The following is a 24,600-nucleotide window of genomic DNA, read 5'->3' as shown; positions in this document are numbered from 1 at the left end:
GTCCTTGATATGAACATCACGTTTCCTGCGAAGCTCAAGCCCGACGATTTGATCCGCGTTATAGCGCCTGCCCGAAGCCGGGCCATGGTTGCCGAACATGATCACAGCAACCTGATCGAACAGCGGTTCGCCCAGATGCGTCTGCGAATCTCCTACGGTTCGCGCATCGATGAACGCGACGGCTTTGACTCTTCCTCGATTGAGTCCAGGGTCTCCGACATTCACGAGGCCTTCGCGGACCCAGAGGTGGCAGGCATCCTGTCAGTGATTGGTGGTTTTAACAGCAATGAACTCCTTCCGCATCTGGACTGGGACCTGATCGCTGCACATCCAAAGATCTTCTGCGGCTACTCCGATATCACAGCGCTCCAGAACGCCATCCTCGCCCACACCGGACTGGTAACGTATTCCGGACCACACTGGTCCAGCTTTGGGATGCGGGACCATTTCGAACAAACGCAACAATGGTTCGCTGATACCCTCCTTGGCAATCAAGCCATGGACCTGAAACCCGCCACGGTATGGACCGACGACGACTGGTTCCTTGACCAGAACAACCGCAATCCTCTCGCCAACGACGGTTGGTGGGGGCTTCAGCCGGGCGCGGCGTCCGGCCGCATCGTCGGCGGCAATCTGTGCACGCTCAATCTGCTGCAGGCGACGCCCCACATGCCTGCACTGGATGGTGCGATGCTCTTCGTTGAGGACGACTACGAAAGTCATCCGGCGACATTCGCTCGTGACCTGACCTCTCTCCTGCAGGTGCCTGACGCCAGTGGTATCACAGGACTGGTCATTGGTCGTTTCCAACAGGCAAGCCGGATGACCCGCGAGCTTCTGGATCAAATCATCCGCACCCAGCCGGGCCTCAACGGTGTCCCCGTCCTAGCCAACGCGGACTTCGGGCACACATCGCCGCTCATGACGCTGCCCATTGGTGGGCAAGCCGAGCTGACCGTCGGGCCAAGCAATAGGCTCCGCATCAACGCGACCGGGCCGGCTGCAATCAGCTAAGGGCAGCAGGCATTGGAGGTCGGAGGTTCCACATGCGGGCAATAGGAGTGGAGTACCAGAACAATGAATTGGCCAAAGATTGAACCCATCATTTCGGGCCGTCTTCGCCTGGAACCGCTGCCAGTGGAGCATGCGCCAGAATTGGCGATGTGCCACCGGGGTTCGTTCACGTAACAGTGGAACGGAAAGCGTCCGGGATGGTTGCAACCGTTGCCTGGCTAACTTCAGCAATCCACCAGGGCCTTCATCCAACGCCCATGGTGAAGGGCGTCGAGAGTCGCTGGGAATCTTGGCAGGCATCAACTATCCGGGGCAGGCTCCTTGCACGCTGGCCAAGGTCATTGCCAGCTGCGAGTATGTGCACGTGATGATAGTCGGAGTTATCGGGGTCCGGTAGATCGGTACGGAAATTCACGCTCAGGACGTTCCGGTGTTGAGTGCGGCATGGACGGTGAAATTCTGTGGATCCAAGCGGCGGCTTCGCCGCCGCGTTTGATGGCACAGTAGACGGTGGAACGGGCTACGCCGAAACGTTCGGCAATTTCAACAGTCGTGTGTGTTCCCGCTCGGTGAACAGAAACCAAGTGTTTCTCCTGTGCCTTGGAGAGCTTGAGCTGCTTTCCGCGCAACTTGCCCCTTGCTTTGGCGACAGCCAGCTCCTCACGAGTTCGTGCCCGGATCAGGTCTGCCATAAATTCGGCAACCATGGCCAGAACATTGAAAGGGAGCCGGCCCACGGGATGGGCGGGGTCGTGGGTGGAGCCCCCGATGCTGAGCCTGACCTCGCGACGGGTGAGTTCATCAACTATGCCCTTTGCATCGCCCGGTGTTATTCCGATATCGGAATAACACCGGGCTTAATTGCGGGCACGGTATACGGGTATTTGAGGCCTTCGGAAAGACGTATTTTCGAGAATTTCAGAAGTCGTCTGCACACGCTCCGGTGAACGACCGGCTTACGGGACAACGCAGAAGTTTTATCCGGCCGCAGCCAATTCGGGATGATCAGACTGATTCGTCTGTGACTGCTAGTTCGGAATTGCGGTTCATTCGCAGCTCGGTTTGGCGGTTAGGTGATTCCGATGACGATTGTTGAAACTGCGGCTGTGAACGATGGCGGTTAATTCGCAGGATCGGTTGGCGGTACGGCGTCCCATCCAGCCGCCAGGTAGTGGCAACTCGAACTATTTTCGAAACCATCGGAGTTGACGAGGTAAGCAGCGTATTGTTCGGGGGCAGCTCTTGAATATATGCCCTAGCGCCACGCAGCCAGTGCACGGTAGCCTCGCGCCCGCTTGTTATTTTATTCCTATGGGGAATTTTTCATGTGGCTCGGACGACATACTTGCTGACCTCGCTGAACGCGCTCGACGGGACTTCCAACTGCGGGTAGAAGCGAAGGCTCGTTTCGATGCCGAAGGTCGAGCCGCGATTCCTCCGAGCCGCCGAGCCGAACTGGGACTAACGGAGCAGCATTATCGCAAGGCCGAAGTTTGGCTCAGAAGTCGACAGGAGTGGGAACGGGAACGACTAGAAGTTGGAATTGAATACTTCTCAACTTTCTCAATGGATGTTCTCCACACTTTCGTGAATGACCTGGACCGTGATGGTCCATTCGCGAAGGCGCACGGTCTCCGAAGCAACCTCGGGGATCCCCAGATGCCAGTGGAGCCGTATCCTCGCGGCCTCGAAGAGTTCATACGGACGTTTCACCACCGCTACTCCGATGAAAGGTATATTCGCGACTTCATCACCTTCCAACCTTCAATGACGGAAATCATTCAGCTCGCTTGGGCTGCTCTGAACCTAGAGGCCCCGATCGGTCTCACCGAGGCGGCTAACTGCAGGTACACCAAGCCGGCTGTCGAAAGATTGCTGCTCGTCGCCCAAGCCTTACACGCGGCGGAATACGGATACGCCGTGAAATTCGTGCAGTCGACCGGATACGCAGCCGGCGATGAGATCGCCTACCGTACCGAGCACTTGAAGTACCTCACTCCTGATTTCGCACAGTACATCCTGAATGCCTCCCCCAGTGATGAAACCTTGGCGAAAAAACTGACGAGCGGGTCAAGGACAAGATTCGGGCTCACCCTAGAAGGCGTGACCGTAGAACGCTTCCTGTACTTTCTAGACCGCTGCACAACTAGCGCAGCCAGACGATCCCACTAGAGAGTTCCGGCGCCCATCGGTGACCGTGTCGATACCGCACCGCATCGTTGCTGCGGTGCTTGCGTTCCTATCCCCGGTCTTCCGATTCTCTCTAGGATGGAGGCACCCACCGAGGCCGCGCGACCGCTGGCTCTCTCTCGCACGAACCCCGTGCGCTGAACCGCACGAACCGCCTGGTCGAAGATCTTGTTCGCGTACGCGTGCGTGAAATTGACGCCAACGGACAGTAAGCCGCTGGCGTCTCACGACCCGGCATCGTGGTCACAGCAATGGCCAATCTACTTCGAGTAGCCGTCCCGCAGAGGGTTCCCCAAACTGGGCTCTTAAGTAGTTGCTGATGACAGACTGGGAGCTAGAACCCAAAGTGGCGCGAATATTGCGGATTGTTGGCGGAACTAGGTTCAGTGTTCCTAGCTGTCGACTGTGACTAAGGACGACGATTGCATTGGCCCGGGAGAACTGTATCTGCTGGCTCGGATAGTCAACCGGACGACTAGGAGCAGGAGGCCCACGGTTGTGGCGAGTGACAAGATATTGATGCCGCTCCAGCCCAGGACTTGAAGTAGCGAGGCGGCTGCGAAAGACCCTGTTGCTGAGATGGCGGCGGTGGTTCCGTCAGTGAAGCCTTGAAGTTTCGCTCCCCGCCCTTGGGGATAGGACTGGAGCAGCAGTGCCGATCCGGCAACAAATAGAACGTTCCAGCCAACCCCAACAAGCATCATTGTTGCTGTCATGGCCCATCCAGTGCTCGAGATCATGCCTATGACGCACGCACTGGCCATAATGAAACACCCGACGACGTTGGTCATGAGCGTTCCAAACCTCTTGAGAAATAGTGCGCTGAGCGCGGACGGGGCGAACATGCCTATGAGGTGCCATTGGATCATTGTTGCTCCCATGGCAGAGCCGTGGCCTGCATGGTTGTTCGCCAGCGGGCCTGCGGCCATGAGGAGCGTCATGACGAGACCGGAACCGGCCAAGACAAGAACTGCCTGTTGAAACTGCGGATTGGCGACACGTTCTCGAATCTGGATCGCCGGCTGTTTGTATTCGACGACGGCGCCAGTTGCTGGTGGCATGGACGCGGCAAGGATAAGCGCGAGAACTCCCAGGAGTCCTATTAGCAGGCAGGACCCCACATAAGGCTGCCCGCCTACTTGTGCGGCGGCGATGGCGGCGAAGGGCCCCAGTGCCGCTGCAATGATCCCACCGTACATCACCAGCGCTAACGCGCGTTCACGCTTGGTCGGTGGAGCATATTCTGAGGCGACAAAGCGCAGAAACCCGCCCACGGCCCTGTATCCGCCGGTCAAGGCAGCCCCCACGCAAAACAGGGTGAATGAGTGCGAGGCGACGGCGATCGCCGAAAGTACCCCGCCAATAATTGCCGCGAGCGCCCCAACGATCATGACTGGCCGGTACCCAAATCGGGAGGCCGCATGACCGGCAAGGAACGAGCAGGCCGTTCCGACCACAACAATCAGACTCAAGGGAAGAGTCATCAATGCCGGGATGGGCGTCAGAGACATTCCCACCAATCCGGTAAGGGTCAGCTCGATGCTGACAATCATGTAGTAGCAGGCCTGGGCGGCGATGAGGCGGATCAGTAGGTTACGAAAGCGTAGAGGTGGTGTGGTCATGAATCCACAATTCCATTGGGCAAACGAGCCCACCAGTGGCTGGATAGCCATTATGCACAAGAATCCAGACATTTTGATCAGAAACAGTGCTGATCCCGCGAAAGACCTTGGTCGGATCAAGGTCGCGGTCCTAGCACTGCCGGAGGTCCTTGCACTGGATTTTGGCATTCCCATCCAAATCTTCGGAAGGAACTCACCACACCTCTACGACGTGGCCACGTGTTCCCCAGGCGGGCAGGCGGTCCCAGCGTCGGGCGGGTTTTCAGTGGTCCCGGACAGGGGGCTTGACCTGCTCGGTGAAGCAGACACGGTGATCGTTCCCGGATTCACCAGGTCCCGGGATCCGCTCCCGGACGATGTCCTGGATGCACTGGTCGAAGCCCATCAACGAGGGGCGAGGATGGTTTCGATCTGTACGGGCGCCTTTGCACTGGCCCAGGCCGGAATCCTGGACGGGCTCTCTGCCACCACCCATTGGGGTTCCACTGCCGATTTGGCCAGTCTCTATCCGCAAATCACCGTGGATGAAAATGTTCTCTTCGTTGACAACGGCCAAGTGCTCACATCAGCCGGTGTCGCAGCAGGAATCGACCTCTGCCTCCACCTGGTTCGGAGCGACTGGGGCGCCGCCCAGGGAAACCAGACAGCCCGATCTATAGTTTCAGCGCCTCGCCGCGAAGGCAGCCAATCACAATTCATTGAACACCGGAGCATGTACGGCAACTCGGACCAACCAACCGACGTCGCAGCCGCCATGGAATGGGCAACCCAGCACATGCACGAAGCCGTCACCATCGCGGACATCAGCGCCGCGACAGCACTCAGCGAAAGAACACTCTCCCGCAGATTTATCACCCATGCAGGAACCACCCCCATGAAATGGCTCGCGCTGCAACGCGTCGAACGAGCCAAAGAGCTACTGGAAACAACGGCAGCCCCCATCGACCGGATCGCAGCCTCAGTCGGACTGGGAACAGGAGCCAACTTCCGCCAAATTTTCAAGAAGACTACGTCCCTCACCCCCAGCCAATACCGACACGCCTTCAACGAAGGCCCCGAGATGCACCCTGACAGTGAGGCAACAGCACACACCCACCCGAATAGTCCCGCAGTAGGTTCCGCATATGGTCAGTTCTCCGTGGTGGTCTAGCAGGATATGTGAGGGCCAGCACTCGGGGCGAGTTGAACAGTATTTTGGCTGGTCGGTGGATTCTCGGGGCCGCCGAAAGACTCGAGTCACTTGCCCTCCGCTCATGCAGTCTCCCCTGATGATTGGTCCTCATCAGCAAGTCTGAACTTAGTCATCCGAAGTGTGGAACTTGCACGGTTTCAGTGCATTTGAAGTCACCCCGACACATAGTGTGAAGCTATGCCCAGCATCCTCCGCTTTCGTCCTCGCCTCAGGTTCCTGGCCGCGCCATGCTGCGCTGCCGCCCTAGTGCTTTGGCTGTCGGTCCTTGAAGACCGGCAATTCAATGCCAACAGTGCGCTGTTGCTCGCTCTTGCGCTGGCCATTGCCGTGGCGGACACGATCCCATTCGTGGCACTTGCGTTTGCTAGCTGCGCATTAGTTGCCCAGGCCGCTGGCGTATTCCCCTCGATTCTCGTGGCCGGTGTACTGCCGTACTGTGCAGTGCCGTTTGTGGTCTTTTTCGCCACACTGGGGTATCGCGGTCCACTCCGATGGGTCGCCCCGGTGTCGGCTGTTCTGTTGGCGGCCACTGCCACCGCGTCGTGGTTTCAAGACGGGCCGTGGATCAACTTCATTTTCGGCACGCACCTTTACGGGCGCGGCATGATTCGTAGCCTCACGGTGTGCCTGTTGATTATGGGAGCTTTTGCCGCCATCAACCTGGGGGCATGGGCCTTGGCTGTTGCTGTCAGCGCCACCTCGGCCAGCCGCCGAGCCCAATTGCGAGCTGAAGCCCGACTTCGTGAGACGGCCACGGCTCTAGCTGTGGAACAGGAGAGAAGTCGAATAGCTGCTGAGCTGCATGACGTTTTGGCTCACTCCCTGGCTGTCGTGATCGCTCAAGCTGAAGGAATCCGCTACATCCACCGCACCGAACCAGAATCAGTGGAAGCCGCCGCCACGGTCATCGCCGAAGCCGCACGGAGCGCCTTAGTGGAAACCCGACGATTGATTGAAGACACCAAACCTGATCTGTCCCTCGCTGCAGTAACAAGCGGCATTGCACTGTTGGCACAACGACTAACCAGATCCGGCATGACCGTCCGCCTTTCAGAAGAGGGCAGCCCCGACAAGCTGGTCCAACCGCATGGGCCTGCCGTCCACAGGGTCGTGCAGGAAAGCCTGACTAACGCCTTCAAACACGGAGACCGTGACGCCGGGGCCGACGTCGGTTTGAATTGGCATCCCGGCGGTGTCATCGTGCGTATTGAATCAACACTCCCAGCCGATGCAGCGCAGCCTTCGGGCAACGCAGCCAGCGCATCGGGTACCGGTTCCGGACGGGGCATTCTCGGAATGGCTGCCCGTGCCAACGCCAGCGGTGGCTGGCTGAACGCCTTCTCCACCGACACCCACTTTATTGTCAGCGCCTCCATCGGTGCACCACTCCTTGAACGGAATCACTCATGAGCACACCAACCATTCGTGTCGCCCTGGTCGATGACCAGCCGCTGTTCAGTGCGGGCCTGAAAATGATCCTGCGCAGCCAAGCCGACATTGATTTCATTGGTGAAGCCACCGATGGCGAAGCCGCGGTCCAGCTCGCGGAGGACTCGGCACCGGATGTCATGTTGATGGATATCCGGATGCCCGTGATGGACGGAATCACAGCGACAGCTCGCATCTCCAAGTCATCCTCAAGGACCAAAGTCATTGTCCTCACCACCATCCAACACGACGAAGCAGTAGTCCGTGCCATCCAAGCCGGGGCAGCGGGATTCCTGACCAAGGACGCAACGCCAGAGTTCCTGTTAGCGGCCATTCGAACAGTCCATTCGGGTCATTCAGTGATCGCACCATCAATCACCAACGAACTCCTACGCGACTACACCAGCCCCAATCAGGGAAACCCTGCAGCCATTGACGTCCTCTCCGAACGGGAGAAAGACGTCTTCGGGCTAGCCTCCACAGGCCTGTCCAATGCCGAAATCGCCGCGAACCTATTCCTCAGTGAGGCCACCGTGAAGTCCCATGTGGGCTCCATCCTGTCAAAACTCCAAATCAAGAACCGCATTCAACTGGTGGCCTTCGCCCACCAAAACGGTCTACTGACCTAACAACCATTCCGCCGAGCATCACCGAGCACCAGGAGTCACCATGAATAAGCGCATCATCTCCCTGGCCGTTCTGGCCGTTGGAACCGCAGCCGTCATCGGCGCTTCCGCTATCCCCGGACCCGGCATCACCGCATCTCCCGCGCCAATCGCCGGCATCACCAACAGCACAGAGGCATTGCTAAACTCGGGCACCATCGCCCAGGCAGGGTACAGCCAAGCCATTCATGAGTGCCTTGTATCTGCCGGATTCGACTACACACCCGCACCCGAAGGAGCCGCTGTTGATCTCAACGGGGCCATGGGCATCGGCCGACTGGATCTGGCCACGGCCCAGAACAGCGGCTACTCATCAGTGCAGGCTCAAGGCCCTGGCGAACCGGGACCCGGCACCCCTGAGGGTGACCTGTTCGCCAACCCGTCCTTCCTCGAAGCCCTCAACGGCACCGAAGCCACCCGCCAACTAGTCCGGGCCGGCACCACGGGACCATTCACATTCCTGGGCGGCTGCAAACTCCAAGCCGCCAAGACCATCTACGGAAACACCGAAAACTACGGATTGGCAACCGCAGCAGCCATGAATATCCTCGCGCCCGCCAGCCACGCCGCTGCAACGGATCCAGATGTTACCCAAGCCATCAAGGGGTGGAAGGACTGCATGGCGAAAACCCCATATTCCGCTTTCGAAGGGCCCTGGCAGGCAGTCAACGCAGGAACCACTGCCGGCGGCCAAAAGGAACGAGAAATAGCCGTGACCGACGCTATCTGCCGCGACCAGACAAAGCTGCACAACACTTTGGATACGATCCTAGATAAGTACGTCACGACCCTGGTCCAACAGCAGGACTCCCAGTTCCAACGCATCGCTGACATCCTGAAAGCTGCAGCAACAAACTCGGCAACACTAGCTGCCTCCAAAACAAGCTAGGCCCAAGGCTGCCAGGCGTCACCGCCCCGCACAGACCTCGAAGTTCAAACTCTGCGCCAGAATCTCACCAACAACTTGAAAGCCCGCCGACTGTCCCGTTCAAGGTTCCGCTGCGGGACGCGTCTCAGCGTTCGGAACGTACCTGTTCCGGGCTAGGCAAACTCGCTCAAAATGGCGTGGGCCGTCCATGGCTGGCCACCGCTTTGGTCGGTCCATGTGACCGAAAGAGCACACCACGCGATGACCCACGACCGCACCGTATCGATGTCGAATCCGGAGTGTTCGCTGACGATGTTCAGGCGGCGATTGAAATGGGACAGTGCCACATCTGTGGTTGGGTTGCAGAATATATTGGCATAGTCGAATGCGCGGTGGCCGAATAAGCCCTTTGGATCAATCGCACGCCAACGGCCCTGGAAATCAAGAACATTGCCGTGGTGGACGTCCCCGTGCAGAACCCTGTGTTCCTCTGTCCCCGTTTTTGCCTGAACCAACTCCCGGGCCATCGTTGCCGCCCGCGCAATGGAGCCTGTATGAGGCCGCGCATCATCTGGCGAGATGAGATCTTGAAACCACAGGGACAATGGCACGAGATCAGCAGGTGCAGTTAAATGGGCGGGCACATCGTGGAGGGCGGCGACGGTTTCGCAAAGGATGTGAGTGACTTCATCATCACGACCTGCCTGGCACATGTCGGCCAGATCCCGCTGCCGGTCCGCCCTGTTCATCAAGACTGCCTGGTCGCTGAGCTCATACACGTCAGCCGCGGCAGAGCCTGCCCACCAGGCCAGGACGCGGCCACCGCGGGCTTCCTCGGCGACACGAGCCACCTTGAGCATAACTTCTCGATTATGCCAGCGACCGCGAACTAACCAGCTCGAAGATGTGGTCACCGTTTCGCCGCATGGCTGGATACCCCACCGGTCAACGTAAGCCATCACTGTCCCCGCAACCCAATCCATGAATACGATCGTATCGGACTGACATTCAGAGGCCCCTTGACCCCACGATGACGACGCACCACGCAGAGGAACCACTCCTGTCCCATATGCCGTTACTTCAGCGAGTATCGCGATCAGCATGACTTCCCCCTATCAAAGAATCTGATTCATGTACATTTCAAGGGATAGGATGTACAATAAGTCCATGTCCATAGTCAGTGTCGCAGACGCACGCAACCACTTTTCAGACGTCATCGATCGCTCTAAAACCGAAGCGGTGTTCATTGAGCGCCGCGGTCAGCGGGCCGCCGTGGTTGTCAGCCCTGAGCGCTACGAGCGGATGCTGGAAGCTCTGGAAGAAGTCGAAGATATCGCCGCGTTCGACGAGGCGATGACAGAGGAAGGCCCCAATATCCCTTGGGCTCAGGTGAAAGCCGATCTGGGCTGGGTATGACCTACCAAGTCGAGTTGCGACCTGCCGCAGTTCGCGCTTTGAAACGAATTGACCATCAGGATCGCGACCGCATTCGTGGAGCGATTGCGCTTCTCGGGGAGGATCCACGGCCACCCGGCGCCAAAGCCGTCCAAGGGCATCCCGGCCTCAGAGTTCGTATAGGGGACTACCGCATCGTCTACACGGTTGACGACAACATCCTCGTTGTCGCAGTAATCTCCCTCGGTCATCGAAGCAACGTCTACGAACGCTGACTGCCCCCATGCATCCGCTTCTTTGGTCACCCCCGGTGTCTGTAGAGCGTCCCTCCAACGGTATGACTAATCGTCCAGGGCTCGATGCTTGTACACACGGATCACGTCCGAAATTGGATGGGGCAGGCCAGGAACTCCTGTGACGAACTCATCCGCCGTCACCTGGTCAACGGCTGGCAGGGCATTGCCGTCTTCTTCCGGGTCCTCCCTTATAAGGGTGAAACCGAGTTAGGGTTCGGTCATGTCAGAGAACTCCGCCCGTCGCATCATTCGCCTGTTTCCTGACTGTGGCCATCAGTGGCCACTGTGGGAGAACTGCACCGCCGAGCGACCGACCAAATACACAATGGATCCCGCAGGCTTTCGGCTGTCCCAGAACCTCACTCATCGGCTGCGCACTTGGTACGACGTCTGGGATGCCGAGAAACTATATGAGAGTGGCTGGAGTTCGCCTGAAAACGAATCGGCATGGAATGCGGAAGGTGCCAGCATCGCGGAGCAACTTCGCGAAGAAGTCAGAGCTTTCGCTGATGTGGAGTACGACGAGTAGAATCGGCGCCCGCCAAAGGTTCGACTAAGGGCACGATAAGCGCCGGGTGGTCATCGTCAGTCAAAGTGGGATGCTAGTTCTGTGGACTTGAAAATAAACCTCAATGTGCCAGTAGTTGCCATTCGCTCCTACCGTCTCGCGGATGCTGCAGACACCATGGCGATATTCCCTGCCGCAGTGACCGAGACCGCTGCCGCCGATTACTCGCCGGAGCAGATCCAGGCGTGGGCACGGCCAGAAGCGGGAGAACTATCCACCTGGCATGCCGCGATGAACGCGCGGAACAGTTACGTGGCGACCGTGGACGGGGAACCAGCAGGCTTCTCCGACGTAGATTCGCAAGGGTGTATTGACATGACGTTCGTGTCCCCGCGCTTCCTGCGGCTCGGGGTAGCGCGCCACCTGCTTGCCCAGGTGAAGGCCCACGCGCGCGCAGAGCGCCTGGCAGAGCTGACCGCCGATGTCAGTCTTACGGCCCGCCCCTTCTTCGAGCGCTAAGGATTCGTCGTCGAAGCAAAACAACATCCTGTGATGGTCGGTGTGCAGTTGACCAACTACGCAATGAAGAAGAACCTGATCGGCAGCGGGAGTCAGACTTCTCCCAGCGGCAGGTGTCCCGCAGAAGGTTCCTTCTCCGGGCGCGCTAGCTCAGTGCAGAGTACTGTGGACAATCAATGCGTTCGCCGTCGGAAAATGATTCTCGCAGCCGGCGAAGACCTGGGCCAGAGAGGCGTCTGATCAAGGAACGCTCTACCGGACACTGCAAGGAATTGACTCCCTGACAATCTGATAGTTGGAAAACAATCGCTGCTGACTTGGGCATAGAATCGAACACCATGAGTGATAGTCAAATTTCAATCGACTGGGAATCTGCGCGCGCGAGCAACCTCGACAACTGGGAGGACCGGGTCCCCTTGCACGAAGCGGCGTACGCGATCAGCGAGTTGGACGATCCCGACCATCTGACCGAAGTCGTCCGATCCGACTTGGCAGCACTCGCGCCTTTCCTGCCGGACGGCACGGTCTCGGGTTTGGACGTGTGCCATCTCCAGTGCCACATCGGGACGGACACGCTGTCAATGGCCCGGGCAGGGGCTAGGGTCACCGGCGTCGACTTTTCACCTTCCGCCCTGGAATCAGCAGCCGGGCTGGCGGATCGTCTGGGGCTCGAAGCGAGGTGGGTCGAGACCGACGTTCTCGACGCCCGTGCCGCCGTGGATGGCGACTTCGACCTCGTTTACACCAGCATAGGAACCATTAATTGGCTTCCCAACCTGGACCGCTGGGCGGCCCAAGTGGCGGGACTCCTGCGAGCCGGAGGGACGTTTTACATCCGTGACGGGCATCCTTCCCTCTATGCCATTGATGAGCATGCCGACGGACTGCGGCTTCGATACCCATACTTTGGCAACGGCCAGGCACAGGTGTGGGACGACGAGTCCACCTACGCGGGAGACGGCAAAGTGGCCCACGCCCGAACGTTCCAGTGGGCCCATCCCCTCTCCGAAATCCTCAACTCCCTCATCGGGGTAGGGCTGCAGATCCTTCGTCTCGACGAGGGCGCGACGCTTCCATGGAAGTTCAGCTCCCGCATGGTCGAAGTCTCGGACGGCTTCGCGTGGCCGGAATCCGAACGTGATCTTGTGCCTTGCACGTACACGATCGTCGCCCGGAAACCGAGCAAATAGACGAAACAGGCTGGGCACAGCCCGGTGCTTCGCCGTGCAAGGCGCAAGCACCGTCGTTACAACTAGCGTGACCACGTCGAAACCACGGGCAATACGATTCCGAATCCGAAACCTGCAAGCGTTCTTCTTCGCTGCCGGACCAGTTTCGTCGTCCCGTAGGTAGATGCCCGGATTGTCGCTTGGAAGTCCCGTAAGCCGTTCGCCCGTCGGGACAGCCTGGGATCAGTGACATTGGGCTGATTGCGCATTGGGGATGGCTTCGCATCGGGTTACATGGATCGTAGCGCCGAGACTGACAGCCAGACTCAAGAGCAGTGCCAGCAATCCTACGGTGACGGCAACATAGTAGCTAGCGGGGTCCGGAACGGTATCGACCACCGGCTCCATGTAGAACCAAATGGTGGTGGCAGCATTCAACCCAAGTACGCCGATGAGGCCAGTCATGACCCATGCGGCTACTGCAATTACTTTGATCTGCATTGTTCCCCCAATTTAGGAATGGTTGTAGCCCACTCACTGTCCTTGAATGCTAGCCGAACGCTGATGTTACAAGGATGTGTCCGCAGGGGGCCGCCAACGGAACACCCAAGCGCCTTGACACGAACCAAAAGGATCCGCTGCGCGGTGCTACTGGGTTCCAGGACCTGATCCAGCTACGACGAGGTAGGACACCTGACTGAACGGTTAGCCAGCGCTAAGTAGATGCGTCCCGGCCAACTTCCGAAGCGGCTCCGAACCACCGGGGTACACAACGGAGCAGCTCCGGCCCTGCTCCAAAGTCATAACGGATTCCGGTGCCGCTGGTCTTCTCAGCAAGGAAGCGGCTGACGTCCGGCAAATCCATCACCTCGCTCATCCTGGTAACTATCCAACAGCCGTTCCGAGGCCCATCCATTGACCGCGGCGGGTGGACGCGTGCCGCATCGCCAGCGAGAATAACCCGGCCGTCCCTGTACCGCTCGGCCAGCCGGGCGGCGTCGCTGAAGCGAGTTAGCGAACGTGGTGAGCGGGCCCCAAAGTCGGTGCCGGCGTGGGCGATCAATGGAGCCTGGAACTCTTCAAGGGTGGGTGGAACCACATGGCCCTCGGCCACGGTGGCCGCCGTCGCACCCCACCAGCCGGGACGAGCGCAGGCGGTCGGTGACAGGGTGCGGGATGCCCAGCAGACCACGCTGGTCCATGATCTCGATGCTGCGCGGGTGCAGTCCCAGCGAGCGGACCGCCTGGCTCGGCTCCGCCGAAACCTCGAGCACCAGCACGTCTACCTGGTGGAGCCGCAACTCGCTGGCCAGCATCATCGCGGTGGCCCGCCGCCGGAAATGATCACGTCAAAAGTTTAATCCACCAATCCCTGCCGATCACAGTCAGCTTGTGGTGTTTGAGCGGTCACCGCTGGACATGTCCCCCACCCCTGGCATGCCGTCTGCGAGCGCGTAGCGGAGCATCACCGTGCCCGTTGGCGAGGTCACCGCCGGCTCCACCAACACCATGTTGCTGGGGATCACGCCGTCGGCGAAAACCTTTTTCCCGCTTCCAAGGAGTATTGGGTACACCCAGAGTGTCAGCCTGTCGAAGAGTCTTTCGGCGAATAGGGTTTGGACAAGGTCGAGGCTGCCGATGACATGGATGTTCTCGTGGCGATCCCGCAGTTCACGGATGGCACCGGCGGTGTCCGGGCCAAGGTGTGTCGAGTTGGCCCATTCCGGTGTCAGCAGCTGACGTGAGGCCACGTATTTGGGCAGGCTGTTGAAGAGCCGTGCGATGCTCCAGTCCACGCCCTCTTCCTGGAAGGGCCAGAACGAGGCGAATATGCTGTAGGTCCGCCGTCCAAGCAGGAGTGCGTCCATCCCCGCCATTCCGGCGTCGATCTGCTCACCAACACGTTCGTCCAAGAAGGGTGCCTGCCAACCGCCAAAGGCGAAGCCACCATCGGTGTCTTCCTCCGGTCCGCCGGGCGCCTGCGCCACGCCGTCGAGGGTGGTGAACAGGTCTATGTGAATGAGTCCCATGGAGTGCTCCGTCCGGTTTGCCCGCCGTCGCCCCGGCTGCGCGACTACCCCCAAGGCTTTCACAGCACCCCACGCAAATCAATGGTCATGGTGGGCGGGTGCGGCTGAAGACTGACGCCCCGAAGACATGTTGGCCCTGGCGCGGCGGGGATCCCGCTAGAATTTGGGACGGGCGCCAACGAGGTGTGCCATCTACACACCCTTGGAGGGTTCCTTGTTCCCTGTCAGTTCACGCCGCCGCGCAGCAATGTTGGCGGCCTCCATCGCAGCACTCGGGGCAGCGGCCTTGGTTGCCGGCCCCGCCTTGGCCGGCCCCACCCCCGGCAGTGCTCCGGCACCCTACGTGCCCGTGACCCACAGCGTTGACTTCGCTGCGGGGGCAGCGTCCACGTGGACAGTCCCGGCCAACATCACCTCTGCAAAGGTCACCTTGTGGGGCGGCAACGGTGGCGCCAACCGGGGCAAGACCAAGCCCAACGGCCTCCCTGATGACAATGGCATCCCGGGCGGAACGGGGGCTGCATTGGCACTCGAGCTGCCCGTGCAGCCTGGTCAGGTGCTCAGCGTTTCGGCGGGCTTTGCCGGCAACGATGCCAGCAACGTTGCTGCCGGTTCGGCCGGCACCCAGCAGGCACCGGGTGGCGCTGGAGGCTTCACCGCCTTGCGCACCAACCCTGCCGGCGACATCTTCAGCCACGGCGGAGCTGGCGGTACGGCAACACTGCTGTTCATGGCCTCCTCCAGCACCGGCCCCTCCTCATTGCTGGCCATCGCAGGCGGTGGCGGCGGTGCCGGGGGAAACATCGGCGGCAGTTCGGTGTCTCAAGGCGGCATGGGTGGCTCCTCCACCCTGGCAACAGCCAATGACGGAGACCCCGGACCCAGCGGCGACGAAGGCTGCCCGCCTGTGGCTGGCGGCCTGGGTGGCCAGTCGGCAACCATGGCAGGCGGCACTGGCCAGTCGGTGGCGGATCCCGTAACGCAGGTCCTGGGTTCCGGCGGCGGCGGTGGCGGTGGCTATCTTGGCGGCCTGGGTGGCGCGTCGGGAACTGCTGCAACATCAGGATGCAGCGCGTCGGGCGGTGGCGGCGGCGCCGGCTCCAGTTGGATAGCAGCTGGCACCATTGCCACGGACACTGCCCGGCCGGCCGGTCTGTTCAACGGCCAGGCAACCATCAGCTGGACCGATCCCACACCCGTGGCCGCACTCACGGCAACCCCGGCCACTGTGGACGCAGGCGGAACCATCACCCTCGCGGCGGCAGTGTCCCTGCTCCCGGCGGTCAGCTCCCCCATGGCGATCTTCTCCGACGGCAGCACAGTTCTTGGTCAGGCTCCCGTGGCCGCCAACGGCACGGCCGCCTTGCCCGTGACGGGCCTGGCCCCCGGGGTCCACACCATGACAGTTTCCATCGTGGCGGAGAACATTGCCTACGCGGTGTCACCTGCCGTGGACGTCACGGTGAATGCCGCAGTGGTTCCGAGCACGCCAGCGGCAACTGTGGCGCCGTCCGCTTCATCCTCACCGTCTTCCTCCGCCACGGCAAACGCCACGGCCTCATCCACGGCTACGGCAGCCGCGTCACCGGGTCTGGCGCAGACCGGTGCCAATGGCGCCTTGCTGATTGTGGGCTCTGCGGTCGTTCTGCTCGTTGCTGGCGGCATCCTACTGATTGTTCGACGCCGGGCTGGCAAGTAGCGCTTACCGGCCTGCCGACTCAAATAGACCTCCGGGTTGAGACGGACCTCCTTGCGAGGCTCCCCAACCCGGGGGTCTTTTTGATGCCCCCGCAGTGCCGTTGACCATCGGTTGACCGTGCCGCCAATTCTTACCGGTCTTCAGATTTCCACACTTCTATAGGCCATCCAGTTCGTTCGGTAGGGCCTGATGATGAGCCCGGCCATGGGACCTTCTGTCTTCTTTCATCTCTGCCTCGTACAGGTGGCGTTTCCCCTCCACCAGTTCAAGGCGGGCCTGCTTCTCGGCCTCCTTGAACTCCGCGTAGTAGCCGTCGTCGTAGTCTTCAACGATTTGAAACGTCCAACGGCCACTGATGACGTTCCTGCCCACCATTCGTTGACCCAGGGAGTCCGCCAGCGACTCATGACCAGCCGTTCTGAGAAGATCAACCGCCTCCCCCAGCGCCAGATCGGCCGTGCCCGTCAGCCGATGGAATCCGTAGAGGTATCCGCGGGCGTGCTCAACCACCTCCAAAGCCTCAGAAAGTTTCCCCAGGGCCAGCACGGTTGCATCGCTCACCCCGGATCCCCGTCGGTGATTGGCATCCGGACCGTCATCCCGCATTGATGTCTCCATGGTGGACAGCCTATGCCTCCACCACCTGGCGGCCGGCAGATGAATAGTTGCGATTGCATCCCCACCAATCACCGGCTGCACCCTTCGACACCCCGGGCAGTCAATGTCCAAGCACCCTAGATGCCATTCGCCGGTGGGCTTAAAGTAGGTGTTAGCCGGTGGATCGCAACTTCTTTAGCGCCCGGTACCGAATCTCAGTTGCCAAAGGAGGCATGCGATGGGCGAGCCAGCAATACTGTTGCACTTCCTTGCTTCTGCCCTATTGATCGCGACGATGTCTGGGTGCGTGCCAGCGGGCGGGGGCCCCGTTCAAGCAACTCAGGCGTTTTATGCAGCAGTGAGGAGCCACGATTTAGTGGGGGCTTGTGGGCTGATGGCGCCAACGACCGCCAAATCCGTGGCCAAGGATGCTGGTGGTTCTTGTCCCGAAGGCCTCGGCGAAGCGGCACTGGCTGATGTGGATGCACGGGCAAACCCCCATCCAACAAGCCAAGTATTTGGCCGCAGCGCCTTGGTCGCTCTTGGCTCCGAGCATGTGTTTCTCACGAAATCCGGCACGCGGTGGCTCGTGGCTGCCGCCGGTTGCAAGCCCGTGGCGAATTCCCCGTACGACTGTGACATTGGGGGCGACCAAGAATGAAAGCTCTCTTCGTTGGCTATCTGTTCATCGTTATTCTTGGGCTGGCATTTATCTTGGCCCTGGGTTGGCTTCACTGGTAGGGGTGTGAGATGAGGACTTGGTTGCACAACAATGGTCTGGGCTTGTTCTTCGGCATCATCTTTATCGCGGCCCTTGTGGGCCAGGCGCTCACCGGCCACGCGCTCTTCAACCAGGAGCAACTCACTGCCGGACTCGACCAGATCAGCTTGGGCCAGTATTTGCTCTCCTCAAGTTTTGGGGTTGACGTCGCAGAAAACTGGCAGTCGGAATACCTGCAGTTCCTGCTCTACATCAGCGCGACTATCTGGTTGGTTCAGAAGGGTTCCCCTGAATCCAAGGAACTCGACAAGGCGGGACCCGGTTCCGACAGGGACCAGTTGGTGGGTGGGTTCGCAAGTCCCGACTCCCCAGTGTGGGCCAGGAGCATGGGATGGCGCCAGCCCCTGTATGCCAACTCGCTGGTATTGGTGATGGGCGGGATCTTCTTTCTATCTTGGTTTGCCCAATCCGTGGCAGGAACCAGCGCCTACAACGAACAACTTCTCCAGAACCTGCAAGCCCCGATCACCTGGGCAGGCTATGTGGCTTCGCCGGAGTTTTGGAACCGGACATTGCAGAATTGGCAATCCGAATTCCTGGCCGTCGGCTCAATGGTGGTGCTGTCCATCTATCTGCGCCAGCGTGGATCGCCGGAATCCAAACCCGTCGGATCAGCGCACAACACCACCGGGACCACCGGCTAGGGGCAAAATCCGTGCTACTCCTTCGACGCCGGCTCTGCCGCACAGCGGAGGTTGTCTGTAGTTGACGGCGCCTCACTCCGTCAGGAGCGCTAGCACGGCGCTGTCCGGTTGTCTTTTAGGGTTGGCCACCACACCTTGCTCGAACAGGAGAATGACGCGGGGGTTGATGTAAGACTCCCGGGCAATGGCCGGAGTATTGTGAAGCCACGTCGCAGCTGCATCAACTGCCGCACTAACTGCTTCAAGCTCGGGAACTCCGGCACGATGGGACCGGGACAGGGATAGCGCCGCCACCGCTGTGCCTTGCCAGGAGGGGGTCTTTGGCAGTAAAGCCGTGTCCCGCGATGTCACCAAGATAGTTGTTGATCTCTGTGTCGGAAATGGGCTCCCCGCGTGTGCGTCTTCCCTCGCGCACAGCACTGCAGATGGCTGGACCAGTTCCCGGGGTGCGCGGCATCGACGCGAAGTAGTCCCGCAGCAGTTCATCCGTGACGTGGACTTTCCATGCGCCGCCCGAATTTCCCCGGAACACCAGCTCGAGTGCACGTCCCTGGACAGCAACGCGGCGCCGTTGCAAGGTCGCCACCCCAAAGGAGCCGTTTTCCTGGGCGTACGCGGCACCCCCGACACGCAACCCCGCCCGATCCATCAGGCGTACCCCTGCCGCCATCGCACGGCGTCGGCTGTCCGCGGTCTGTTTCAAGTCAATGGAGACCCGGCGCCGAATTGTTGGCAAACGCTGCGCGAAGGCTAGGGATCGCACGGATTTCTCCTCGTCACGAGCATCTCGCCAGCGCGGATGATAAATGTATTGGGTGCGGCCCGCATCGTCAACGCCCGTGGCCAGTATACCCGTGGCCAGTATATGGGCATCGTTTTGGGAAGCGATCCACACCTCTGACCAGGCAGGGGGTACGGCGAGATCACGAATGCGCACCAGCATGCGCTCGGACTTGATGGCTCGGCCGTTTGCTGACCAGTAACTGAATCCCTGCCCAGCCCGCCGCCGAATAATTCCACCCCGGCCGGGTTCAACGTGCCTCAACTCTTCGACCATTTACATGCCCTTCGGAACCGGGGATTCCTGCATCCAGACGGCGAGTTTGGTTTTTGATCCGTGAGCCGTGGCTCGATATAACGCGCCGGAAACCATTGGCGCCATCCAGTGGCCTGCTCCGGCCGATAGCTGCCGCCGACAGCTTCGGCGCTTCGACAAGGGTTGACGGCAAAACGTCAAAGTGACAGGGTGAAGTTAGGCGCAGTTGAGTATTCCTACATCGATGATCCTTACAATTCATCGAACAAAGGAGCAACAATGAACACGAATCCTTCTCCCGACTCTTCCGCTTCGAAGAATCCGGCAGGCGGGTATGGGACGCCGGCTCCTGAGGATGAAAAGCCTCACGATGACGGATCCACAACCGACTCTTTGCCGGACGGTTCAGGAAATTCCAGACGCGGTTCACTCGAGGGGTCCGGACAGGATGAACCCGGCGATCGATTTGATGCCGGATAGCCGCCCACAGCGCTGCAGGGAATCATTGACAAAGGACCGGAAACCCGGTTCGAGCCATGGCCGCCGAAACGGCAGCGCGCATTGCCACGCTTGGGGTGTCGCTTAACAGTTTGCCCGGCGCTCCCGTCCAGGCCCGGGACTGGAATGACTACTCAGCAGGCCGGGCCGCGGCTGCTGAGCTTCTGGCCACTGGGAACATCGTGGACGAAGGAGTCATTTCGAGCCATCGGGACACCATCACAGCCACCGGGGAACTTGTTCATGGAAACGCCGCCGCAAAGTCGGCAAAGCAGTAGCCACCACCCATGCGTGGGTGTACAAAGCGACTTCGAACACCACTTACTCAAGGAGGAATCATGGGATTCATCGGATGGATCATTCTGGGCTTGTTGGTAGGAGTCATTGTCAAAGCAGTCATGCCGGGGAAAGTCGGTGGCGGCTGGATTACCAGCCTGGTCCTCGGCGTGGTCGGAGCCATTGTGGGTGGATGGATCGGCGATTTGCTGTTTGGCTCCGGAAAGATGGAGTTCTGGAATCTGGGATCCTGGATCCTCGCCATTGTGGGCGGCTTGCTTGTCGCCGGCGTCTACGGGGCCATCACAGGACGCTCCAAAAGCAGTGCCTAGATAGGCGGCGGTCAACCCCATCGGCAATGGAGGCATTGGAGTGAGGACCCAGTGCCAGAGGGCATATAATTCATCAGGTTCCGTCCAACTGGCGGCAAGTACCGGAAACAGTCCGGGACTTGCCGCCTAGCTTTCCACCAAGCAACAGCACCCGCATCCGATGCTGCCATTGCAGTAAAAAATCAAAGTCAGGAGTAACACATGAAGGGGAAATTGGTATTTGCCGCAGGAGTTCTCACCGGCTACATCTTGGGGTCTAGAGCCGGACGAACAAGCTATGAAAACCTGAAAAAGTCTGTGAAGTCATTGTGGGCAACAGATAGTGTCCAAGACATGGTGAGCAGCGTCGAGCACCAACTCAAAAACGTTGCAGGTGAACTCGGACATAAAGTGAAAGACACCATTGCAAGCTCTCCGCCACAGCAAAATGTTCCCAGCATGGCCACAATGCCCACGCTTCCGGATGTCACCTCGGACCCGGCGCTCAACGACACGGTAGGACAGGACTGGGCCGATGAAGGCGGCGCTGCGCCCACCACGCAATAGTCATTTGGCAGGGCAGATTTACAATTCTGCTGGTGAAGCGAGTGGAATGGCTCATGACCGAGCTCCAGCACATATGTCAATACCCTGTCACGCACTAACCGGGCATCAGTCAGCCTGAACAAGACCAACCTGAACCTGGACTAGACCGGAAAGCCCTGATCACAGGGCCGGCTTTGGCGCTGCGGTGGCCAGTGCTTGCGGCGGCGAGGGGCCGACGCGACATTGTCCTGCCTTCCGAGGAGGAAACCCCTGCGGAAGCCGCCCGGACCACTCTGGACACCCCTGCAAGATGGTGACGGCCTGCCCAAGTCTTCCTCGCGTCACCGGAATCCAGCTATGTGCTCGGGAAACCCTTGAACGTCAACGGCGCAACACCCACACCGTAGAAACGCGGCACCCGCTGCAGTTGAGCCTATCGGCACGGTGTCTGGAAGCGTAGGCTCACAACCAACGCTGCAAAGCTTCAGCGGCCAAGGGAATTGGGATGCGTAAATCCGTTCACTGGGCCAGAAAGGGCTCATGCATGGCCACCAACAAGAATCCAAGCCTGAAGGATCCGCACCTGTACGCGGTATTGCGTGACGACGGCGCTTCCCAACAGAAAGCGGCAAGAATCTCCAACGCTGCGGCCAAGGAAGGAAGATCGGCCCTGGGCCGCAAAGGTGGAAAGTCCCCGGCGTATGAGGAGTGGACAGTGGCCGAGCTGCGCGCCAAAGCCAAGGAGATGGGCCTCAAGGCATACTCCACGCAGCGTAAAGCAGCGCTGATTGAGTCTCTGCGGAATTCCTAGCCAGTCCAACCCGATCCCAGCGAGGAGATCAAGCGAATCATGGACACCGAATCGGCCGCTGCCAACCCGGGCGGCCAAGAAGCTGTGAGCGGGCGAAACGAAACCCGCGACGAACAGCGAGATCGCCAATGGATTGACCTGCTGCAGGAGCTCAGAGTCATGCAGACAGGTACGCAAATAATTGCCGGATTCCTACTGACTCTTCCTTTTCAGTCTAGGTTCACTGATTTGGATGCCATGGCCGTCGGGCTGTACTTGGGCAATGTGGTTTTGGCAGCCCTGGCAACGTGTTTGATGCTGGTTCCCGTGGCGATGCACCGCGAACTCTTTGCCCGGCGGATGAAGGACCGTCTGGTTTCCTCCGGTCACCGTGTGGTCCGCATCGCGTTGTGGCTTATTGGCCTACTGGTGGTCGGTACCATTGCCCTGGTCTTTGACATGGTTGTGGGAAGATTCCAGGCTGTCATAGTTTCGGTGCTGTTCGGCTGCACCTTGTTGGCGATGCTGGGTATCTATCCACTGTGGATACGGTCCCGGAGCACCTCTTCACCCGGCCGGCGGCGGGGGGCCTAGGCCATGATGTCCAGCCGCCGGTTGGTGGACTGAGGACTCATTTTTGATGGCGTTGGCCAGAAATGCACCCAGTCCTTCCACACCGCCCATGACAAACGCCTGACGCTGGCGGTCGGCCCCCGTGCCAAGCAGAAGGACCTGCTCGGCCAGGGCCGTGACAATGGCCAGGTCACCGGATTTCTCCAGTGCCTGGCGGGTTTCCTTCAGCAAGCAGCGAACCACCTCCGAGGCCGGCGCCAGCTTGTTGCTCAGGGGATGCACCAATTCGGCGCCGAGTCCGTGACGAGCAGAGTGCCACAACGCCGCATCCAGCATTTCCGGCCCGGCCGCCAGCGGCGGCGACAGTGGCTGGGTCATTGATGTCGCCACCAAAGCACGTCCCAACAAGGCCAACAAGAGAGTCGTGGAGGGTTCCAGTTGGGCATCGGCGACTCGTATTTCCACCGTAGGTTGTTGATCTGACAGCCTGGCGGACCAAGAAACAGACCCCATGTCCGGGGTAACACCAATCCCGATCAGCGCTTGGGTTCTCTTGTCGTAGTCGGCGGCGTCAATGAACGTTGGAGGACACCCGGCTGTAGTCCACCGCCGATACTCAATGGCACGCCAGCTGGCGAATGTGGTGTCCTTCCCACACCAAAACGGGGAGTTTGCCGACATCGCCAGCAGGGTGGGAAGCCAGTGCCGCAGATAATTCAAGGCATTTGTGGCGACATCCCGGTCCGGTATCCCCACGTGGACATGCAGACCGTTGATGTGGTGCTCGAGCGCCAATGTGCCCATGCTGGTGGCAATATCCTGGTAGCGGCTGTCCTCTGTCACCATGGGCCCCGCCGGGTTGTTGAACGGCGTACCGACGCCGGCCACCAGCACCCCATGATCCTCGGCGCAGTCAACGAGCGCTGTGCGGAAGCTCCACAGCGCTTGGGCTGCTTCTTCAAACGTTGTGAACACGGGGGACACAAATTCAACCTGCGAGCGCAGAAACTCGGCTTGAACAACTTCGCTGCCAAAATTTCGCTCGGCGAGATCCCTTTGGACATCCGCCGAGAGGGGGACGGGCGTCAGGGATGGGCGGTCCAGCAGAACGAACTCTTCCTCAATCCCAAAAGTTAACATGTTCTGTGCCTCTTTCCGCTCGGCCCAGCCTCACTCGCTGTTGGGCCCTGCCGGACTACTTGAAAATCACGGCCACACCCTATGGGGGCCTGACCTAGGGCGGCACGTCACGGTTCTATGAGCCTGGATGACCAACCAGCGGATGATGAGGAGAATGCTAGTCCTGATTCCAAGGACTGTCCACATCTTCCCTCGCCGGACTCCGGGCCCCCCGGTCGGCGTCTTGCCCAGGCCCACACGGGTGGTTGACAACCCAGCCCATTGCCCTAGCGTGGAGGGAAGAGCCACATGTAACAGGAGGTTGTCATGGCGGAGATCAACGGCGAACCAATAGAAATCTCAACGCGTATCAGGCCAAGTGAATGGACTCCTGAAAGCTTGTCGGAGCTAATTGCCTCGTACCAGCACAAGCTGCTGGAGATGGGTGCACCAGAGGGTGAGATCAGGACAGAGTTGCACCAGCCAGTGGACGGTTCAGCCAGTGTCCGCGTGAGTTGGGACCGCCACGGCGTGCGAACATTTGCCGATGTGGGGCGGGGCATCCCCCCTGAATCTGAGGTTGCACGGGGGCATGGAGAGTCCATCGCCGCTGATGAAGCAACCGTTGACTCACAAGGTCTTGGTGCTGTCCTCGGCGACGCTGAGTGGTCCGCCATAGACGCCCCTCCCACTCCACGGGCAATGAAAGCGCGCGAGAACAGTTCGGTTCCAGATGTCATCATCTACACAGACGAAAATGGCAAGACCTACGTCGAAGACGCCGCGAGCACCAAGGATCAGTGAAACCACCCCAACCTGACACTCACCGCGTTG

29 protein-coding genes and 1 pseudogene are annotated in these 24,600 nt (G+C 59.8%); 20 read left to right on the top strand and 10 right to left on the bottom strand.

What is annotated here, in order from left to right; translation table 11 throughout:
- The first annotated feature begins 9 nt into the window (after positions 1-9).
- Positions 10-1,014, top strand: a complete 1,005-nt coding sequence (locus ACX80Q_RS02950) for a S66 family peptidase (protein WP_459329019.1) — start codon at positions 10-12, stop codon at positions 1,012-1,014.
- Between the two features lie 380 nt (positions 1,015-1,394).
- On the opposite strand, the pseudogene ACX80Q_RS02945 reads toward ACX80Q_RS02950, so the two are convergent.
- Positions 1,395-1,835, bottom strand: a pseudogene (locus ACX80Q_RS02945) (recombinase family protein); the annotation flags it as partial.
- Positions 1,836-2,325: 490 nt separating this feature from the next.
- Between ACX80Q_RS02945 and ACX80Q_RS02940 the strand changes: the two are divergent.
- The gene (locus ACX80Q_RS02940; protein ID WP_459329018.1) at positions 2,326-3,186 is read left to right on the top strand and encodes a hypothetical protein; all 861 of its coding nucleotides are present in this window, start codon (positions 2,326-2,328) and stop codon (positions 3,184-3,186) included.
- Positions 3,187-3,596: 410 nt separating this feature from the next.
- Here the strand turns inward: ACX80Q_RS02940 and ACX80Q_RS02935 are convergent, their stop codons facing one another.
- The gene (locus ACX80Q_RS02935) at positions 3,597-4,826 is read right to left on the bottom strand and encodes an MFS transporter (protein ID WP_459329017.1); all 1,230 of its coding nucleotides are present in this window, start codon (positions 4,824-4,826) and stop codon (positions 3,597-3,599) included.
- Here ACX80Q_RS02935 and ACX80Q_RS02930 point away from each other — a divergent pair.
- The 4 genes from ACX80Q_RS02930 (at position 4,825) to ACX80Q_RS02915 (ending at position 9,000) form a co-directional block, all read left to right on the top strand.
- Positions 4,825-5,976 carry a GlxA family transcriptional regulator gene (locus tag ACX80Q_RS02930; RefSeq protein ID WP_459329016.1) on the top strand — a complete coding sequence of 384 codons (1,152 nt, stop codon included), beginning with the start codon at positions 4,825-4,827 and terminating at the stop codon, positions 5,974-5,976. The genes ACX80Q_RS02935 and ACX80Q_RS02930 overlap by 2 nt on opposite strands.
- A 342-nt stretch (positions 5,977-6,318) precedes the next feature.
- Entirely contained in the window at positions 6,319-7,428 is a 1,110-nt protein-coding gene (locus ACX80Q_RS02925; protein ID WP_459329015.1) for a sensor histidine kinase, read from the top strand.
- Complete coding sequence (locus ACX80Q_RS02920; protein ID WP_459329014.1) at positions 7,425-8,075, top strand: response regulator; 651 nt, start codon at positions 7,425-7,427, stop codon at positions 8,073-8,075. Before ACX80Q_RS02925 ends, ACX80Q_RS02920 begins: the two co-directional genes overlap by 4 nt.
- Positions 8,076-8,115: 40 nt before the next feature.
- On the top strand, positions 8,116-9,000 hold the full coding sequence (locus ACX80Q_RS02915; protein WP_459329013.1) for a hypothetical protein: 885 nt from the start codon (positions 8,116-8,118) through the stop codon (positions 8,998-9,000).
- Positions 9,001-9,152: 152 nt separating this feature from the next.
- Here ACX80Q_RS02915 and ACX80Q_RS02910 read toward each other — a convergent pair whose 3' ends face one another.
- Positions 9,153-9,962, bottom strand: a complete 810-nt coding sequence (locus ACX80Q_RS02910) for an aminoglycoside phosphotransferase family protein (RefSeq protein ID WP_459329012.1) — start codon at positions 9,960-9,962, stop codon at positions 9,153-9,155.
- A 184-nt stretch (positions 9,963-10,146) separates the two neighbouring features.
- Here ACX80Q_RS02910 and ACX80Q_RS02905 point away from each other — a divergent pair, with 184 nt between their 5' ends.
- The 5 genes from ACX80Q_RS02905 (at position 10,147) to ACX80Q_RS02885 (ending at position 12,887) form a co-directional block, all read left to right on the top strand.
- Complete coding sequence (locus ACX80Q_RS02905; protein ID WP_459329011.1) at positions 10,147-10,395, top strand: type II toxin-antitoxin system Phd/YefM family antitoxin; 249 nt, start codon at positions 10,147-10,149, stop codon at positions 10,393-10,395.
- On the top strand, positions 10,392-10,649 hold the full coding sequence (locus ACX80Q_RS02900) for a type II toxin-antitoxin system RelE family toxin (RefSeq protein ID WP_459329010.1): 258 nt from the start codon (positions 10,392-10,394) through the stop codon (positions 10,647-10,649). Before ACX80Q_RS02905 ends, ACX80Q_RS02900 begins: the two co-directional genes overlap by 4 nt.
- Positions 10,650-10,890: 241 nt before the next feature.
- A complete protein-coding gene (locus ACX80Q_RS02895) occupies positions 10,891-11,199 on the top strand; it encodes a hypothetical protein (protein WP_459329009.1) in 309 nt (102 codons plus the stop codon).
- A gap of 81 nt (positions 11,200-11,280) precedes the next feature.
- Entirely contained in the window at positions 11,281-11,697 is a 417-nt protein-coding gene (locus ACX80Q_RS02890) for a GNAT family N-acetyltransferase (RefSeq protein WP_459329008.1), read from the top strand.
- 338 nt (positions 11,698-12,035) lie between these two features.
- The gene (locus ACX80Q_RS02885) at positions 12,036-12,887 is read left to right on the top strand and encodes a class I SAM-dependent methyltransferase (protein ID WP_459329007.1); all 852 of its coding nucleotides are present in this window, start codon (positions 12,036-12,038) and stop codon (positions 12,885-12,887) included.
- Between the two features lie 222 nt (positions 12,888-13,109).
- Here ACX80Q_RS02885 and ACX80Q_RS02880 read toward each other — a convergent pair whose 3' ends face one another.
- From ACX80Q_RS02880 to ACX80Q_RS02865, 4 genes are all read right to left on the bottom strand, one after another.
- A complete protein-coding gene (locus ACX80Q_RS02880; protein WP_459329006.1) occupies positions 13,110-13,367 on the bottom strand; it encodes a hypothetical protein in 258 nt (85 codons plus the stop codon).
- A gap of 214 nt (positions 13,368-13,581) precedes the next feature.
- Entirely contained in the window at positions 13,582-13,965 is a 384-nt protein-coding gene (locus tag ACX80Q_RS02875) for an FAD-dependent monooxygenase (RefSeq protein WP_459329108.1), read from the bottom strand.
- Positions 13,946-14,185 (bottom strand): FAD-dependent monooxygenase, encoded by a 240-nt coding sequence (locus ACX80Q_RS02870; protein WP_459329005.1) that lies wholly within the window; start codon positions 14,183-14,185, stop codon positions 13,946-13,948. The genes ACX80Q_RS02875 and ACX80Q_RS02870 overlap by 20 nt, the downstream gene beginning before the upstream one ends.
- Positions 14,186-14,251: 66 nt before the next feature.
- On the bottom strand, positions 14,252-14,896 hold the full coding sequence (locus tag ACX80Q_RS02865; RefSeq protein ID WP_459329004.1) for a dihydrofolate reductase family protein: 645 nt from the start codon (positions 14,894-14,896) through the stop codon (positions 14,252-14,254).
- A gap of 214 nt (positions 14,897-15,110) precedes the next feature.
- Here ACX80Q_RS02865 and ACX80Q_RS02860 point away from each other — a divergent pair, with 214 nt between their 5' ends.
- Entirely contained in the window at positions 15,111-16,595 is a 1,485-nt protein-coding gene (locus ACX80Q_RS02860) for an Ig-like domain-containing protein (protein ID WP_459329003.1), read from the top strand.
- A 156-nt stretch (positions 16,596-16,751) separates the two neighbouring features.
- On the opposite strand, the gene ACX80Q_RS02855 is transcribed toward ACX80Q_RS02860, so the two are convergent.
- Positions 16,752-17,201 carry a hypothetical protein gene (locus ACX80Q_RS02855; protein WP_459329107.1) on the bottom strand — a complete coding sequence of 150 codons (450 nt, stop codon included), beginning with the start codon at positions 17,199-17,201 and terminating at the stop codon, positions 16,752-16,754.
- Between the two features lie 385 nt (positions 17,202-17,586).
- On the opposite strand from ACX80Q_RS02855, the gene ACX80Q_RS02850 reads away from it, so the two are divergent.
- Together ACX80Q_RS02850 and ACX80Q_RS02845 are read left to right on the top strand one after the other, a co-directional pair.
- Positions 17,587-17,853, top strand: a complete 267-nt coding sequence (locus ACX80Q_RS02850; RefSeq protein ID WP_459329002.1) for a hypothetical protein — start codon at positions 17,587-17,589, stop codon at positions 17,851-17,853.
- A gap of 89 nt (positions 17,854-17,942) precedes the next feature.
- Entirely contained in the window at positions 17,943-18,617 is a 675-nt protein-coding gene (locus tag ACX80Q_RS02845) for a DUF6766 family protein (RefSeq protein WP_459329001.1), read from the top strand.
- 241 nt (positions 18,618-18,858) lie between these two features.
- On the opposite strand, the gene ACX80Q_RS02840 is transcribed toward ACX80Q_RS02845, so the two are convergent.
- Positions 18,859-19,674, bottom strand: coding sequence for a DNA topoisomerase IB (locus tag ACX80Q_RS02840; RefSeq protein ID WP_459329000.1), 816 nt, complete (start codon positions 19,672-19,674; stop codon positions 18,859-18,861).
- A 515-nt stretch (positions 19,675-20,189) separates the two neighbouring features.
- On the opposite strand from ACX80Q_RS02840, the gene ACX80Q_RS02835 reads away from it, so the two are divergent.
- From ACX80Q_RS02835 to ACX80Q_RS02815, 5 genes are all read left to right on the top strand, one after another.
- Complete coding sequence (locus ACX80Q_RS02835; RefSeq protein ID WP_459328999.1) at positions 20,190-20,429, top strand: hypothetical protein; 240 nt, start codon at positions 20,190-20,192, stop codon at positions 20,427-20,429.
- A gap of 60 nt (positions 20,430-20,489) precedes the next feature.
- Positions 20,490-20,759 carry a GlsB/YeaQ/YmgE family stress response membrane protein gene (locus ACX80Q_RS02830; protein ID WP_459328998.1) on the top strand — a complete coding sequence of 90 codons (270 nt, stop codon included), beginning with the start codon at positions 20,490-20,492 and terminating at the stop codon, positions 20,757-20,759.
- Between the two features lie 201 nt (positions 20,760-20,960).
- Complete coding sequence (locus tag ACX80Q_RS02825; protein WP_459328997.1) at positions 20,961-21,305, top strand: hypothetical protein; 345 nt, start codon at positions 20,961-20,963, stop codon at positions 21,303-21,305.
- 523 nt (positions 21,306-21,828) lie between these two features.
- Positions 21,829-22,095 carry an SAP domain-containing protein gene (locus tag ACX80Q_RS02820; RefSeq protein WP_459328996.1) on the top strand — a complete coding sequence of 89 codons (267 nt, stop codon included), beginning with the start codon at positions 21,829-21,831 and terminating at the stop codon, positions 22,093-22,095.
- A 39-nt stretch (positions 22,096-22,134) separates the two neighbouring features.
- Positions 22,135-22,668 (top strand): DUF6328 family protein, encoded by a 534-nt coding sequence (locus tag ACX80Q_RS02815; RefSeq protein WP_459328995.1) that lies wholly within the window; start codon positions 22,135-22,137, stop codon positions 22,666-22,668.
- Here the strand turns inward: ACX80Q_RS02815 and ACX80Q_RS02810 are convergent.
- A complete protein-coding gene (locus ACX80Q_RS02810) occupies positions 22,642-23,787 on the bottom strand; it encodes a carboxylate-amine ligase (RefSeq protein WP_459328994.1) in 1,146 nt (381 codons plus the stop codon). The two genes, ACX80Q_RS02815 and ACX80Q_RS02810, sit on opposite strands and share 27 nt — an antisense overlap.
- A gap of 306 nt (positions 23,788-24,093) precedes the next feature.
- Between ACX80Q_RS02810 and ACX80Q_RS02805 the strand changes: the two genes are divergently transcribed.
- Complete coding sequence (locus tag ACX80Q_RS02805) at positions 24,094-24,570, top strand: hypothetical protein (protein WP_459328993.1); 477 nt, start codon at positions 24,094-24,096, stop codon at positions 24,568-24,570.
- Positions 24,571-24,600 lie beyond the last annotated feature (30 nt).

It is taken from the genome of Arthrobacter sp. HLT1-20, assembly GCF_054510895.1.
This window is presented reverse-complemented; position numbering and strand designations above follow the sequence as displayed.